11 protein-coding genes are annotated in these 15,590 nt (G+C 44.9%); 9 read left to right on the forward strand and 2 right to left on the reverse strand.

Going from position 1 to position 15,590, the window contains the following annotated elements:
* Positions 1-45: 45 nt before the first annotated feature.
* Both gltB and argH read right to left on the reverse strand, forming a co-directional pair.
* Entirely contained in the window at positions 46-4,566 is a 4,521-nt protein-coding gene (gene gltB, locus AC060N_RS17010; RefSeq protein ID WP_479524820.1) for a glutamate synthase large subunit, read from the reverse strand.
* A 389-nt stretch (positions 4,567-4,955) separates the two neighbouring features.
* Positions 4,956-6,290, reverse strand: a complete 1,335-nt coding sequence (argH, locus tag AC060N_RS17015; protein WP_479524821.1) for an argininosuccinate lyase — start codon at positions 6,288-6,290, stop codon at positions 4,956-4,958.
* 535 nt (positions 6,291-6,825) lie between these two features.
* Here argH and AC060N_RS17020 point away from each other — a divergent pair.
* From AC060N_RS17020 to AC060N_RS17060, 9 genes are all read left to right on the forward strand, one after another.
* Positions 6,826-7,488 (forward strand): TorF family putative porin, encoded by a 663-nt coding sequence (locus AC060N_RS17020; protein WP_106540291.1) that lies wholly within the window; start codon positions 6,826-6,828, stop codon positions 7,486-7,488.
* Between the two features lie 29 nt (positions 7,489-7,517).
* Positions 7,518-7,874, forward strand: coding sequence for a P-II family nitrogen regulator (locus AC060N_RS17025; protein ID WP_463228181.1), 357 nt, complete (start codon positions 7,518-7,520; stop codon positions 7,872-7,874).
* Between the two features lie 25 nt (positions 7,875-7,899).
* On the forward strand, positions 7,900-9,150 hold the full coding sequence (locus AC060N_RS17030) for an ammonium transporter (protein WP_479524822.1): 1,251 nt from the start codon (positions 7,900-7,902) through the stop codon (positions 9,148-9,150).
* 151 nt (positions 9,151-9,301) lie between these two features.
* On the forward strand, positions 9,302-10,522 hold the full coding sequence (locus AC060N_RS17035) for an MFS transporter (protein WP_479524823.1): 1,221 nt from the start codon (positions 9,302-9,304) through the stop codon (positions 10,520-10,522).
* 37 nt (positions 10,523-10,559) lie between these two features.
* Positions 10,560-11,870 carry an APC family permease gene (locus AC060N_RS17040; RefSeq protein WP_479524824.1) on the forward strand — a complete coding sequence of 437 codons (1,311 nt, stop codon included), beginning with the start codon at positions 10,560-10,562 and terminating at the stop codon, positions 11,868-11,870.
* 90 nt (positions 11,871-11,960) lie between these two features.
* Positions 11,961-12,536 (forward strand): nitroreductase family protein, encoded by a 576-nt coding sequence (locus tag AC060N_RS17045; protein WP_479524825.1) that lies wholly within the window; start codon positions 11,961-11,963, stop codon positions 12,534-12,536.
* A 46-nt stretch (positions 12,537-12,582) separates the two neighbouring features.
* Positions 12,583-13,344, forward strand: a complete 762-nt coding sequence (locus tag AC060N_RS17050; protein WP_106540297.1) for an NYN domain-containing protein — start codon at positions 12,583-12,585, stop codon at positions 13,342-13,344.
* Positions 13,345-13,536: 192 nt separating this feature from the next.
* Complete coding sequence (locus AC060N_RS17055) at positions 13,537-14,124, forward strand: RNA polymerase sigma factor (protein ID WP_479524826.1); 588 nt, start codon at positions 13,537-13,539, stop codon at positions 14,122-14,124.
* Positions 14,125-14,214: 90 nt separating this feature from the next.
* Positions 14,215-15,453, forward strand: coding sequence for a FecR family protein (locus tag AC060N_RS17060; protein WP_479524827.1), 1,239 nt, complete (start codon positions 14,215-14,217; stop codon positions 15,451-15,453).
* Positions 15,454-15,590 lie beyond the last annotated feature (137 nt).

The following is a 15,590-nucleotide window of genomic DNA, read 5'->3' on the forward strand; positions in this document are numbered from 1 at the left end:
TTTTTATTAAACGTGCTGAATTACCTTTCTCTCTTCTCTTCCGGCTTATTCGTGTCGGGCCGGATCATCTTCCGTTAACTGAAGTTTCTTCTTCAATTCCTTCAATTTAAGCTCTTCAAGCACTTTCTTGTATTCGAATGGGATCACCTTAACAAATTTGGGAAGGTACTCATCCCAGTTAGTCAGAATTCGCTGGGCCAGGGAACTCTGTGTATGCAGCAAGTGGTTACTAATCATCTCCTGCAGTTCCTGAATATCGGATCTGTCCTCAACAGGTGTCAGTTCAACCAACCCTTTGTTACAGTAGTAATCGAAGTCGCCCTTCTCATCAAGCACGTAAGCGATTCCACCACTCATACCCGCTGCAAAGTTCCGCCCGGTTGTACCGAGAACGACGGTCCGTCCACCGGTCATGTACTCGCAGCAGTGATCTCCGGTTCCTTCCACTACAGCTATCGCACCAGAGTTCCGAACGCAGAAACGCTCACCGGCAACTCCCCGGATATACACTTCGCCACTGGTTGCACCATATAACGTTGTGTTACCCACAATGATGTTTTCTTCCGGGACGAAATTCGCTCCCTGCGGCGGAACAACCGTTATTTTCCCTCCGGAAAGTCCTTTACCAAGGTAGTCGTTTGAATCGCCTTCCAGGCGGAAAGTGCTGCCTTTGGTCAGGAATGCACCGAAACTCTGGCCGGCCGAACCTCTAAAGGTACAGTTGATAGTATCTTCCGGAAGACCTTCTTCCCCGTATCGCTTGGAAACTTCACCCGAAAGCATGGCTCCGACAGTCCGCATCACATTGTTGATATCATGCGCAATCCAAACTTTTTCTCCGCTCTTAATGGCTTTATTAGCCTCACGGATGAGGGTCCGGTCAATCACATCGTCCAGATTCTTGGTGTTGGGCTGAACGTTGTGAAGCGGATACTGGGCTGCTTCCTTCGGTACATACAGCAATTTCGAGAAGTCAACCGTCTTCATCTTCCAGTTCATCACATCGGGATTCGGCTCCAGCAGATCGGCACGTCCAACGAGTTCATCGAAGGTGCGGACACCAATCTCAGCCATGTATTCCCGGATTTCCCGGGCAATGAATTGGAAATAGTTGATAACGTATTCTGAGCGTCCAATGAAACGCTTCCGTAATTTCTTATTCTGAGTTGCAATTCCTGCCGGACAGGTATTCAGGTGACACTTACGCATCATCACACATCCCATCACAATCAGTGACGCGGTAGCGATACCAAATTCCTCGGCTCCCAACAGTCCCATGATGACAACATCACGACCATTTTTCAGCTGCCCGTCGGTCTGCAGCTTCACGCGACCACGCAGGTTATTCATAACCAACGTTTGCTGTGCTTCCGAGATTCCGAGTTCAGCCGGCAGTCCGGCATGCTTGATGGAACTGGCCGGAGAAGCTCCTGTTCCTCCTTCGGTTCCACTAATAATAATGATATCAGAGAATCCCTTGGCTACACCAGCAGCTACCGTTCCTACACCGGTTTCAGAAACCAGCTTCACGGAAACTTTAGCGGCGGGATTTACATTTTTCAGGTCGTAAATCAGCTGTGCCAGGTCCTCAATCGAATAAATATCGTGGTGCGGAGGTGGCGAAATCAGCGTAATCCCCGGTGTTGATTTACGGGTTTTTGCGATGATCTTGTTCACCTTATATCCCGGAAGCTGTCCACCTTCTCCGGGTTTTGCACCCTGAGCAATTTTAATCTGTATCTCCTGAGCATTCATCAGGTAGTTGTTGGTCACGCCAAAACGACCCGATGCGATTTGCTTGATTTTGGAGTTTCTGTCAGTACCGAACCGGTCCGGATCTTCTCCTCCTTCACCGGTATTGCTTCGTCCGCCAATGGCGTTCATAGCAATCGCTAACGCTTCGTGTGCTTCTTTCGAAATGGAACCGTACGACATGGCTCCGGTCACGAAACGCTTCATGATATTTTCTTCCGACTCTACCTCATCTACCGGAATCGGATTCTTCTTCCACTGCAAAGCACCGCGAATGAAAGCCGGCTTCTGATTTTCCTTGTCAACCAGCTGGCTGAACTTCTTGTACACATCGTAATCGTTGGTTTTGGTTGCCCATTGCAACAACCCGATGGTTTCGGGGTTCCAGGCGTGATGCTCACCATCTTGCCGGTAATGATATTCACCGGTATTCTTCAGCATAAACTTATGTTGACCGTTGGGAGCAAATGCCTGAGCATGGAACATCATCGTTTCACGGTAAATCTCTTCGAGACCGATACCGCTAATACGCGACGCTGTTCCTTTGAAATATTTCTCAATCAGTTCCTGGCTTACGCCGATGGCTTCAAAAATCTGGGCGCCGTGGTACGAACGTAACGTGGAAATACCCATTTTCGACAGAATCTTCAGCAGGCCTTTATCAATGGCTTTGATGTAGTTCTTCCGGGCATCCTTATATTCCATTGAGATCTCGCCTTCGCGAACCTGCTTATTCAAAGCAGCAAAAGCCAGATACGGATTCACAACGCTGGCACCAAATCCCAGTAGCAGCGCAAAGTGCATTACTTCGCGTGGTTCGGCTGACTCGACGATGATACCAATCTGCATCCGCTTTTTCTTCTGGATGAGATGGTGATGAACTGCGGAAACACAAAGCAACGAAGGAATCGGAGCCTGTTCTGCAGAAATACCGCGGTCGGTTAATATGATTAAGTTCTTTTTGTCGTCAACGGCCTTTTCGGCCTGAGCCAACATATTATTGAACGATTTCTTAAATCCTTCCACACCATCTTTCACAGGGAAAAGCATGGGAATGGTGGCATGATTGAATGCCTCGTGCTTCAAATCCTTGATTTTTCCCAAATCGGTGTTGGTGATAATCGGACTGTCGAATTTGATCAACTTGCAGTGCTCCGGGCTCTCTTCCAACATATTCCCCGAAAGGGAACCGATGTAGTTGGTGAGTGACATCACCAGTCCTTCCCTGATGGGGTCGATCGCCGGATTCGTTACCTGGGCAAACATCTGACGGAAGTAACTGAAGAACCGCTTTGGTTTTTCAGAGAAAACCGCAATCGGTGTGTCGTTACCCATGGAACTGGTGGGCTCGGCACCGGTTTCAGCCATCGGCTTCAACAACATGTTGATGTCTTCTTTCGAGTAACCAAATACTTTCGCATACGCCGGGAAGTCCTCTCCCATGTTCGAAGAAACACGCTGCTTGACAACAATGTCTTCCATTAACAGGCGATTTTCTTTCAGCCAGTTGATATACGGATTTCTGCGCGAAAGCTGTGCCTTTACTTCCTTATCGGGAATCAGAATACCTAATTTCGTATCGACCAGCAACAGTTTTCCCGGACGCAAACGCCCTTTTTCTTTAATCTCATCTGCCGGAAAAGTTTGCACTCCAACTTCCGAACCCATCACAATCAAATCGTTGTTGGTAATCACGTAACGTGACGGACGCAAACCATTCCTATCGAGTGTTCCACCGATATAACGGCCATCGGAGAAAACCATCGATGCAGGTCCGTCCCATGGCTCCATCAAGGTGGAGTTGTATTCGTAAAATGCTTTCAGGCTTTCCGGAATCGGGTTCTTTTCATTGAACGACTCGGGAATCATCATACACAATGAGTGCGGCATGTCGCGGCCTGTCATGTGCAGGAACTCGAGTACGTTGTCAAACGAAGACGAGTCTGACTTTCCGGGTTCGACCACCGGGAAGAGTTTTTCGAGCTCGTCGCCGAATAAATCGGACTGAAGCAGCGCTTCGCGGGCATGCATCCACAGGCGGTTTCCTTTAACCGTATTAATTTCACCGTTGTGTGCCACCATGCGAAACGGCTGCGCCAGATCCCAGGTTGGAAAAGTATTGGTACTAAAACGGGAATGAACCAGTGCAATCGCACTCTTCATCTCCGGATGAGTTAAATCTTTATAGTAGCTACGCAACTGATCCGGCGTAAGCATACCTTTATAGATAATTACCTTCGTTGAGAAACTGGGCAGGTAAAACGATTCTTTCTCATTCAGATGAGATTCGCGAATCTCTCTCTCAGCCTGCTTTCGAACCAGATACATTTTCCGCTCCAGCGCATCCTGCTCCATGTGAGCTGTAACGAAAACCTGTTTCACGCTGGGTTCGGTCCGTCGTGCAATCTCACCTACGACAGAGCTGTCAACCGGAACATCTCTCCATGCAATTAAACGCAATCCTTCCAGTTCGATATAACGATTCATTACCTCCTGACACACGGCGGCCTCTTCTTCGTCTACCGGAAGAAAAACCAGGCCTGTTCCGTAATGACCTGCTGAAGGCAAATCTATTTTCTGTGAGATGAAAAAGTCGTGCGGAATCTGTAGCAATATGCCTGCTCCGTCACCGGTTTGATTGTCGGCGCTGGTCGCACCCCGGTGGTCCATGTTCCGCAAGACAGTCAGTCCTCGCTCTACTATATCATGCGACTGCTGCCCCTTGATGTGCGCAACAAACCCAATACCACAGGCATCGTGCTCGTTTGCAGGGTCATACATCCCCTGCGGTTGTGGAAATCTTTTCTGCACCATATCTGAAAAATTTAATAGACTAAACTCAGGAAAGTCAGGAAGTGACAACTAATACTTCCGTAAATCTTTCACAAAAAAAAGCTACCAGGTGGAAAACTGTAAGCAAAAAACAGTCTATTTTTTTAGACTGAAAGCAAAAATAGCTTTTAAATCTTATAATTCCAATAATTAAGACGATACCCGGGGGTACGGAATACACTGAATTGGGGGTTGTTAGCGCTACCACAAATATGCAACAGGGTGATTTATAAGCGCATAATCGAACGTATTAAGTTTTCGTTAATAGAAACACCTAATATTATTATAATATGAAGGATTAAGTGCAGAAAAAAAGCCTTTCCGTTATCGAAAAGGCTTTTTTAAGAGCAATTTGTTCAAACCAATCATCATTACTGCCCCAACAGCTTCTGAAAGGCTAATTCGACTCTCTCAAAAGAAAAGCCCTTCAGTACTTCTTCCATTTTTTGATCAATTTCATTCAGACACAAATTCCCAATACTCCCTTCATGTGTATGGTTTACCGCCATATCGGGCTGAAATTCACCTCTGTTTATTTCCTCTCCCACTTCCCGGTAGGCATCACGAAAGGGTACTCCGGAAAGCACCCGGCGGTTTACCTCTTCCACGCTATACATATATTTATAACGTTCATCATCCAAAATGGACTGGTTCACCTCCAGGTTGGCAATTGCAAAATCGGCAATGTCCAAACAGTCATTCAACTCGGCAAAAGCCGGAATGAAAACCTCCTTCACCAGCTGCAAATCCCTAAAATAACCACTGGGCAGGTTATTAATCATTAAGGTAATTTGATTGGGCAGCGCCTGCATTTTATTGCAGTGCGAACGCAACAGCTCGAAAACGTCCGGATTCTTCTTGTGTGGCATGATACTGGAACCCGTGGTCAACTCTTTGGGCAATGACACAAAGTTGAAATTCTGACTCATATACAAACACACGTCCATGGCCAGCCTTGCCAACGTAGCCGCCACCGACGACAATGCAAAGGCTACGACCTTTTCCGTCTTTCCTCTTCCCATCTGCGCGTATACCACATTGTAATTCATGGTATCGAATCCCAAAAGATCAGTTGTCATTTGCCGGTTCAGAGGGAATGACGAACCATAGCCAGCAGCCGAGCCCAGCGGATTCTGGTCGGCTACCCGGTATGCAGCCTGAACCAGCAACAAATCGTCAATCAAACTCTCCGCGTAAGCACCAAACCACAAACCAAACGACGAAGGCATTGCTACCTGAAAGTGCGTATATCCGGGCATCAGCACTTCTTTATATTTTTCACTTTGGGCAACAAGCGTGCGATACAACGACTCAACCTTCTCTACTAATACTTTTAATTCATTACGAGTAAAGAGCTTCAAGTCGACCAGAACCTGGTCATTCCTGGAGCGACCGCTATGGATTTTCTTCCCAACATCCCCCAGCCGCTGAATCAACAGCATCTCAACCTGGGAATGCACATCTTCGACGCCATCTTCAATAACGAAATCACCGTTTTTGATCTCCTTATATATATTACGTAGTTCATTGGTCAAAACCGTGAGCTCATCTTTCTCAAGCAGATGAATAGACTCGAGCATATGAATATGTGCCAACGAACCTAGCACATCAAATTCAGCAAGCGAATAATCCATCTCCACATCTTTACCGACTGTGAATCTTTCGATTAGTGAATCTACTTTATATCCCTTGTCCCAAAGTTTCATGATATTTATTATTAGGATTTGCCAAACAAAGTTAATTGAAGTTTGCACAAAGGACTATTCATGACTGCATATTGAGCTGCAAACACGGAAAATTTGATAATCCCTTAATTATTCCTACCCGATTTTGTCATCATCTATAAAATTTCATCGCCCCCCTCTAAAACCAGCCTACTTTTTCAAAAATTGCACTCTTCTCAAATCCGACTTCATTCTATTCAAACAACCAATAACTTAACATCTACCCCAAACAGAATTTATTTTACAATCATTTTGTCATTAATATCCCATTTTACCTACCAATTTGGAATTATCTTTTAAATTTTTGTTAATTAATGACACTACCCCCTATTTTTACGAGGTGCAAATGAAAAATAAATATACTTTTGAAGTCGTTACCCCATTCATAAAAGGGGTTGAACCTAATTTTTTATTATTTTTATAATTTATACCCTATAAAATTAGCACTAACACGAAAAATAAAGACAACTCAGGAAGAAAACTTAAAATGCATGTTTAACCCTAAAAATTGCTCAAAATGAAAAAACTTGTTACTGTATTCTTCTCATCCTTACTGTTGCTTTCTGCAACTGTAACCATGGCTCAGGATTCAAAAGGCTCCTGGAATGTTGGAGCAGACCTCTATAACCGTTATGTATGGAGGGGAACTGACTTTGGCAACTCACCTGTTGTTCAGCCCACCATTGAATACTCGGTTGGTGGTTTTGCTATCGGCGCATGGGGAAGCTACTCACTGAGTGCCAACACAGGCGGCACCGAAGCAGACCTCTACATGAGTTATGCTTTCGATTCCGGATTGAGCTTCACATTTACCAACTACTATTTCCCGGTTGAACCCGGAAGCAGTGGTAACTATTTTGACTTCAGCAACACATACCACACTTACGAAATTGGTGCGTCGCAAGCCTTAGGTAATTTCTCCCTTTCGGGATATTACTACCTGAATCAAAACAACGACCTGTACTTCGAAGCTGGTTATTCTTTCAAAAAGGTAGATCTGTTTGTAGGAGCCGGAAATGAAAGCTACACCACCGACACCAACTTCAATGTAGTCAACATTGGCCTTTCTACATCAAAAGAAATTCCGATTACCGACAAGTTCTCGCTGCCTGTTACCGGTAGTGTCATTGTCAACCCCGATAAAGATCAAATATTCTTTGTCGTAGGTATTTCTCTCTAGTCCATCATCAAGAAAAAAATCACATACACATGAAAAAAATTGAAGCGATTATCCGAAAAACAAAATTCGATGAGGTAACAGAAGCCCTCAAAGAAGTAGGGATTGATTTCTTCTCGTACTGGGATGTCCGGGGTATCGGACAAGCCCGCCAGGAAAGAGTCTATCGTGGAGTGGTATACGACACGAGTTCCATTGAGCGTACTAAACTCTCCATCATTGTGCGTGACAAAAATCTGGACAAAACGATAAAAGCCATTCTGGACACGGCCCGGACCGGTGAAATTGGTGACGGAAAAATCTTCGTTGTTGATATTCAGCAGTCCTACCGTATCAGGACCGGTGAGTCTGGTGATGAAGCCTTGTTTATTAAAGGTTTGGAGGAGTAAATCAAAACATTCAAAATATTAAATTATGCAAGATACTTCGAAATTAACAGATATTGCGTCGGCGGTTAGTTCCAACGCAACCTCACTCGATACCGTCTGGGTACTTGTAGCAGCCGTTTTGGTGATGTTCATGCAGCCTGGCTTTGCAATGGTGGAAGCCGGTTTTACCCGGGCAAAAAATACAGCCAATATCCTGATGAAAAACCTGATGGATTTCAGTGTCGGTTCATTAGCTTTTTGGCTGGTTGGATTTAGTCTGATGTTTGGCAGCGACATCGGTAGTTTTATAGGTAAACCGAATCTCTTCTTTACCGCAAGTTACGGGAATGACATTCCGGATTTAGCCATCCTGTTTTTCCAAACCGTATTTGCGGCAACTGCGGCAACAATTGTTTCCGGTGCCGTTGCTGAACGGACTAAATTTAGTTCGTACCTAATTTTCAGTGTCGTTATAACCCTTTTTATTTATCCAGTTTCAGGCCATTGGGTCTGGGGCGGAGGTTGGCTTTCGGAACTTGGCTTTCATGATTTTGCCGGCTCGACCGTAGTTCACTCTGTAGGTGCCTGGTTAGGTCTGGTAGGTGCCATTATGGTAGGACCCCGTATCGGGAAATACAACGGCAAGTCAAAGGCCATTCCGGGCCATAACCTCACCTTTGGCGCTCTTGGCGTATTTATTCTGTGGTTTGGATGGTTTGGTTTTAACCCTGGCTCACAGCTGGCAGCTGCCGGAGCAGATAATTCTCATGCCATCTCATTAATATTTATTACAACTAACCTGGCAGCAGCTGCGGGGGCTTTAACCTCCATGTTTGTATCGTGGGGACGCTATAAATTCCCGTCGCTGTCACTGACACTGAACGGTGCTTTAGCAGGATTAGTGGCCATTACAGCTGGATGTGACACGGTTACTCCCGGTGGCGCGATCATTATTGGCGCTGTTGCCGGAATCATCCTGGTATTCGGTGTTGAATTTATCGACCAGAAGCTGCGTATAGACGACCCGGTGGGTGCAGTATCGGTTCACGGATTGGGTGGAGCCGCCGGAACCTTGATGGTTGGTCTGTTCTCTACCGATGGAGGTTTGTTCTATGGCGGTGGAGCGAAACTTCTGGGTATCCAGGCAATCGGTGTACTGGCAGTCATGGCCTGGACTTTAGGTACCGGCTATATCCTGTTCAAGGTTTTGAAATCAACTATTGGCCTGCGTGTTTCGCGCCGGATCGAAGAGGAAGGTCTGGATGTTTACGAACACGGAGAATCAGCTTACAACTAACAGCCATAGGTTAGTTATAAGACGAGGGGGAGTTGTTTATTCGACTCCCCTTTTTGCGTTCTTACATTCCGTTTTCTTTTCCGAATCTGCGGGGCTTGTTCGTTTTTCAGATTTCCCTAACTTAGGAAACCTGAATCGTAAAGCATAAAGAATGGTAAAAGAACCTCAGCAAGTCCCTTTGCTAAAAAACCCCAACCTCCATATTATTTTTTCAATTACGCTGATTGCTGTAATGGGCGTAGCCAGTATTACGCCGGCCTTTCCCGACGTGATGCACTACTTTAAAATCACCCCCGTTGAAGTTGGATACCTCATCACGGCTTTTACCTTACCCGGAGTACTGCTCACCCCTGTCGCCGGGATTTTGGGCGACCGACTGGGACGCAAAAACATCCTGATTCCTTCCCTTCTCCTCTTCGGAGCGGCAGGTCTGGCCTGCATGTTCACCCGCTCGTTTCACATACTGTTGGTCTTCCGCCTCCTGCAGGGAATCGGAGCAGCCTCTCTGGGAAGTCTGAACATTACCCTAATCGGCGACCTCTTCTCTGGACAACGCCGGGCGGCTGCCATGGGATACAATGCCAGCGTACTCAGTATCGGAACCGCGTCCTATCCGGCTGTTGGTGGTATGCTTGCCATGTACGGATGGCAATATCCTTTCATTTTGCCAATTCTCGCAGTCCCGGTTGCCATTTGGGCGTTAACCCGTCTGAATAACCCGGAACCGGACGAACAACCCGACCTAAAGACTTACCTAAAACGAGCGTGGAATAATATTAATCAACGCGATGTTTGGGGATTATTCGTGATAAACATCTTCATCTTTGTCATCCTTTATGGTGCTTATCTCTCCTATTTCCCGCTATTGCTTGAAAACCGGCTACACGCCAACTCCCTGCAAATAGGACTCATGATGTCCGGTTTCTCAGTTGTTACCGCCATTACCTCCTCGCAACTAAAGAATATCAACCGATGGTTGAAGCCACGAACTCAGCTGATTTTCAGCTTCAGCTTTTACCTGATTACGATGGTCGTTATGTCATTCGCTTCTTCATGGGTCGTGCTTTTCATTCCGCTCATCACCTTCGGACTGGGACACGGCATGGCGATTCCGGGAATTCAGAATCTCCTGGTGGGTTTTGCTCCGATGAAGGAGCGAGCCGCTTTTATGTCAATCAATAGTATGGTATTACGTTTGGGACAAACAATCGGTCCAGTTTTTATCGGTTTCTTCTACGGTCTGGGTGGAATTTCCACCGCTTTTATTGCGGGAGCCGGCGTAGCCCTCACAATGATATTGCTAGCTGTCTTTTTCATCCAGTTAAAAACAGACACAAACGCAAACCACATAAGGAACCTTTCATCGACCTGATTTGTATTATTACTAACAGAAATAATTATCTCGACACATGCGCAAAGACGATATCAAACTCGGAGAAGCCGTCTCAATGGGAATTGGTGGAATGGTCGGAGGCGGAATATTTGCCGTTCTCGGACTGGCCATTTCCTTAAGCAAAGGAGGAACACCGGTTGCTTTTATGCTGGCCGGAATCATTACTTTGTTAACGGCATATGCCTACTCCAAGCTTTCGCTGAAATATCCGAGCAAAGGAGGAACTGTCAACTTTATTAACCAGGCATTTGGCAAAACCATCTTCAGCGGAGGCACCAACAACTTACTGTGGATTAGCTACATCATAATGCTTTCGCTATATTCGTCGGCTTTTGGCAGTTATGCCGGAAACCTTTTCCATGTCGTCAGTGACCCAACGCTCAACAAGCACCTGTTCATTTCGGGAATTATCATTTTCTCGACCATATTGAATTACCTCAGTGTTCGCGTTGTGGCCGAAGCGGAATCAGTTGCCGTATACATCAAGATGACGATTCTGACGCTATTCATTATTATTGGCGGTTACGGCCTTTTCCATGCTAATCATCTTACCCAGTTTGAATTCAGTAACTGGACCGGACCGATTAAATTGTTCAGCGGCGGAATGGTTATTTTCGTGGCTTACGAAGGTTTTGAGCTAATTGCCAATGCCTCATCAGATATTGTCAACCCCAAAAGAAATATTCCACGAGCTTATTTTATTGCCATTTCCATCGTCATTTTACTCTATGTGCTTATCTCATTTGTGACGGTCGCGTCCCTTTCGTTTGATAAGATTCAGAAAGCCCAGGAATATGTACTGGCCGAAGCCGCCAAACCGGAACTGGGACATGTTGGGTTTACCATCATTACGCTGGCAGCCATGATTTCCACGTTCACTGCCATTAATTCAACACTTTTCGGCGGAAGCCGTGTGAACTATGAATTGGGAATCGACGATGAACTGCCACACGAGTTCACCAAGCATTTCTGGAACCAGCCGGTGGGACTTCTTTTTACTTCGGCTTTTACGTTGCTTATCGCGAATACGCTTGACCTGGAAAGCATTTCTACATCCGGAAGTGCCGGCTTTCTCATCATTTTTGCGATTGTCAACCTGGCCAACGTCCGACTGTACAAAGAAACCGCCTCCAAACGGTACATTTCGATTGCCGGTTTTGTGATGTGCTCTGTGGCTTTTCTCTTCCTGTTAAAGAATCAACTGACAAACAATTTCTGGGGAATGATAATTTCACTGGGAATTATTGCGGCCTCGTTTGCCATGGAGTATATTTACAAAGCTACCGAGAAGAAGAAAAAAACCGAATCGGCTTACTCAAAAGACTGACAAAAAAATTCACGATTCAGAATCCGGGAAAATCAAACCTCCGGCCGATTTGACTGTTTTATGGAAAGAATACCCTAAAAACAAATCAAAATGAACCTGGAAGATATTACCCAATTAATCAAAGAAAGAAGAACACACCCCACTCGTTTTTTTAACGACAAGGAAGTTCCGAAAGACCTCATCAAACAGCTGCTTGAAAATGGCAACTGGGCTCCGAATCACAAGAAAACAGAACCTTGGCGGTTTGTTGTCATCAGTGGCGAAGGCAGGGAGAAATTTGTTTCGGAAGTGAAAACCGAACTGGAAGAAGCACAAAAAGACGGGGCTGACATTCCTGGTGATAAGGTCAACAAGTTTGCACTGCACTTCCGGAAGGCACCAGTAGCAGTTGCCATCGTGGCCAATATCGATGAAGAACACCGTCTTCCCGAATGGGAGGAAATGGCTGCCGTTTCCATGGCAGTGCAAAATATCTGGTTATCAGCTACCGCTGCAGGATTGAGTGCTTTTTGGGCGACGCCTCCGTTTATTAGCCAATTAGGTAGCTGTCTCGATTTGAAACCGAACCAAAAGTCGATGGGATTTCTATTCCTGGGCTACGCGAACCGACCATTCCCAGCCAATGGAAGAGAGCCCATTGAAGACAAAATTACCTGGAAGGAATAAGTCGCATACCCGTATTTTTTAGTGTATCCAAACAAAAACCACTAGTATGACCTCTTCTGAAGAAACAAAGCTGGCTATATTGATTGACGGAGATAACGTTCCGGGTAAAATGGTCAAAGAGATGATGCTGGAGATTGCCAAGTATGGTAATGCAACCATCAAACGAATTTATGGCGACTGGACCCGTCCGAACCTCAACAGCTGGAAGAATGTTCTGCTCGAAAATGCCATTACACCTGTTCAGCAGTATAGCTATACAACCGGGAAAAATGCCACCGACTCGGCAATGATCATCGATGCCATGGACATTCTCTATTCCAAAAAAGTCGATGGTTTTTTTCTTGTTTCCAGCGACAGTGATTTCACCAGGCTGGCAACCCGTCTGCGGGAGGCAGGGATGAAAGTGTATGGCTTAGGCGAGAAGAAAACGCCTGATCCATTCATTGCCTCCTGCGATAAATTCATCTATATCGAAATCCTGCAGGAAGATTCGGATACCGATTCCAAAACCGAAGGAGCATCCGGCACAAAAGGAAAGGCCAAACGGAAAAAGACGTTTGACAGAATTACCGGAAAAGTAATTCGCTTAATCGAATCAACCATTAATGACACGGCAGATGAAGACGGTTGGGCATTTATGGGTGACGTTGGGACGCTCTTATTGAAAAAACAACCCAACTTCGACCCGCGAAATTTCGGATATCCCAAACTGACTCCGCTCATCGACTCTATTGATAAATTTGAAATTGAGCCAAGAGCCAGCCAGCGAGGAAAATCTAACCTTATTTATGTTCGAAACAAGGAATAATACTTGTAAAAGTGATTAAAATGCTAGAGCGAATCCACTTTTAATATCTATTCTCCATATAACCACAAGGCAATATAAAGCTGAAATACAGTGATCTAACAAACTGTTTTCGCACACGGTGAATACACGGTTTTTTATTGTTTTATTAATAAAAGTCATATATTTACCCCTACGAACCATGTATTTCTCTCAATGACAGATGATCAGAAAATATGGAATGATTTCAAATCGAATAAAGACTATGCTCTTTCCCATATTTATCATCACCACATTGATTTGCTCTTTCGTTATGGTAGAAAGTTTACCAAGGATGACGATCTGATTAAAGACGCTATCCAGGAACTCTTTTTCGATTTAATCCGGAACAGAGAAAATTTGGGTGATACGGATAATATCCGGTTTTATCTTCTCAAGTCACTAAAGAACAAACTAATCAGGATACTCCAGAAAGACCAGAAATACGTACATCAAGAGACAGAAAAAAACGAGCCTGAATTTTCATCTGTCTATTCGTACGAGGAAGACCTAATTGAACGTGAAAACAGGGAACGAAACGAACAATTACTTTTAAAAGGACTAAATGAACTCTCTCCGAGGCAACGTGAAATCCTTTTTTACCGTTTTACCTGTGAACTTGACTATCCGGAAATCTGCGACATCATGTCTATCAGGTATGACTCAGCTAGAAAAATGGTTTTCAGAGCATTGAATGCACTCAGGAAGGTAATCAGCTCAAGCGATATTATGCTGTTTTTCCTGCAAAAATCAATTCAATGTTAATTTAGTTTAATTTTTTCTAAAATTTTCTGTCCACAAACTGCCCCCTCGTGTCTTTACTACTTAAAAGCATAACTGTAAAGACACCAGCAATTGAAAGTTAAGTACCTAAAATACACGACAGAGGAGCTGATTGACAACAAAAACTTCAGGGCCTGGATATTACACGGCAAAAAGAATAAACAGTGGAGTGAGTTTATCAATCTGTTTCCGGAATTTGAGGAGAAAGCGCAGACTGCCCGGAAAATCATCCTCTTTTTACACGAAAACGGAACAAGTTCGCAATCCGCTACGGTACATGAACTTTGGAACGAGATTCAGGAATTTGACAAGAAGATAAATCGGCGCAAGCAGTTTATTCGTTTCGGAGGATATCTGAAATATGCTGCCATCGTTGTCTTCGCTCTGCTGATTGCGGGCGTCGGATACCGGGTAATACGGAACAACGAAGGCCCTTATCAGTTTTCACAGAATCCGGCAGCCCAAGGCAACGACGATGCACGGCTGGTTCTTTCGAACGGACAGCACATTGCGCTTCGCAAAAACAAATCTTCTATTCGGGTCGACAACACCGACGACGCAATCAAAATCGATAACGACAGTGTCATCAATATGGCTCAACTCGACGCACATAACAATGGCCAGGGATTGAATGAGGTTACGATTCCTTACGGGAAAAATAGTTATATCGAACTGACTGACGGGACCAAAGTGTGGTTGAATGCTGGGAGTAAATTCGCTTTTCCTACCCGCTTTACAGGAAAAAAACGCATTGTTTACTTAACAGGAGAAGCCTATTTTGAAGTAAAACATAACGACAAGCAGCCGTTCGAGGTGAGTGTTCAGGGAATCATCGTCAAGGACATCGGAACCCGCTTTAACATCTCTGCTTATGAGTCCGATAAAAACATCGAAACCGTATTGCTGGATGGAGAGGTCGAATTGAAAGAAGCCGGTGGAATTGGTCTGCTGAACAAAGAAGTTGTGATGAAGCCTGACCATAAAGCTTCGTTCAATAAATCGGAAAAGGTTTTCAAAGTGGTTCCGGAACCCAATGCCGATCAGTACATCACGTGGATCAACGGATGGTATCAGTTCTCCGGGCAACGAATTGATGACGTATTCAAACGGCTGGAAAGATATTACAATGTCCGGTTTATTTATCGCCGGCCATTCCCTTCGTCGGAGTTAATTGCCGGCAAACTTGACTTGAAAGATTCTCTAAAACAGGTATTAACAACCTTGTCAGATATTGTTCCAATTGATTACCGGATTTCGGGCAATCAGGTAATCGTAAACCAGAGAGTAAATGAATTAAATCCGAGAAATTAAAAACGATGAAGGCCGGGAGTCTGCCAACTCCCAGCCTTCTGAAAATCAATGTAACATAAGTTTCACATTAACAGTCCAAATGTATGAAAAAAATTTGTAGGAAATTGTACCCTTCATCCGGGGGTACATCTAATCTC

The organism is Prolixibacter sp. DSM 2831, assembly GCF_056493735.1.

What these genes read in the sequence shown, in the direction of transcription:
- AC060N_RS17030 (WP_479524822.1), top strand. Translation starts at nt 7,900, where the DNA reads ATGCAAGATACTTCGAAATTAACAGATATTGCGTCGGCGGTTAGTTCC.
- AC060N_RS17045 (WP_479524825.1), top strand. Translation starts at nt 11,961, where the DNA reads ATGAACCTGGAAGATATTACCCAATTAATCAAAGAAAGAAGAACACAC.
- AC060N_RS17025 (WP_463228181.1), top strand. Translation starts at nt 7,518, where the DNA reads ATGAAAAAAATTGAAGCGATTATCCGAAAAACAAAATTCGATGAGGTA.
- argH (WP_479524821.1), bottom strand. Translation starts at nt 6,290, where the DNA reads ATGAAACTTTGGGACAAGGGATATAAAGTAGATTCACTAATCGAAAGA.
- AC060N_RS17035 (WP_479524823.1), top strand. Translation starts at nt 9,302, where the DNA reads ATGGTAAAAGAACCTCAGCAAGTCCCTTTGCTAAAAAACCCCAACCTC.
- AC060N_RS17020 (WP_106540291.1), top strand. Translation starts at nt 6,826, where the DNA reads ATGAAAAAACTTGTTACTGTATTCTTCTCATCCTTACTGTTGCTTTCT.
- gltB (WP_479524820.1), bottom strand. Translation starts at nt 4,566, where the DNA reads ATGGTGCAGAAAAGATTTCCACAACCGCAGGGGATGTATGACCCTGCA.
- AC060N_RS17055 (WP_479524826.1), top strand. Translation starts at nt 13,537, where the DNA reads ATGACAGATGATCAGAAAATATGGAATGATTTCAAATCGAATAAAGAC.
- AC060N_RS17050 (WP_106540297.1), top strand. Translation starts at nt 12,583, where the DNA reads ATGACCTCTTCTGAAGAAACAAAGCTGGCTATATTGATTGACGGAGAT.
- AC060N_RS17040 (WP_479524824.1), top strand. Translation starts at nt 10,560, where the DNA reads ATGCGCAAAGACGATATCAAACTCGGAGAAGCCGTCTCAATGGGAATT.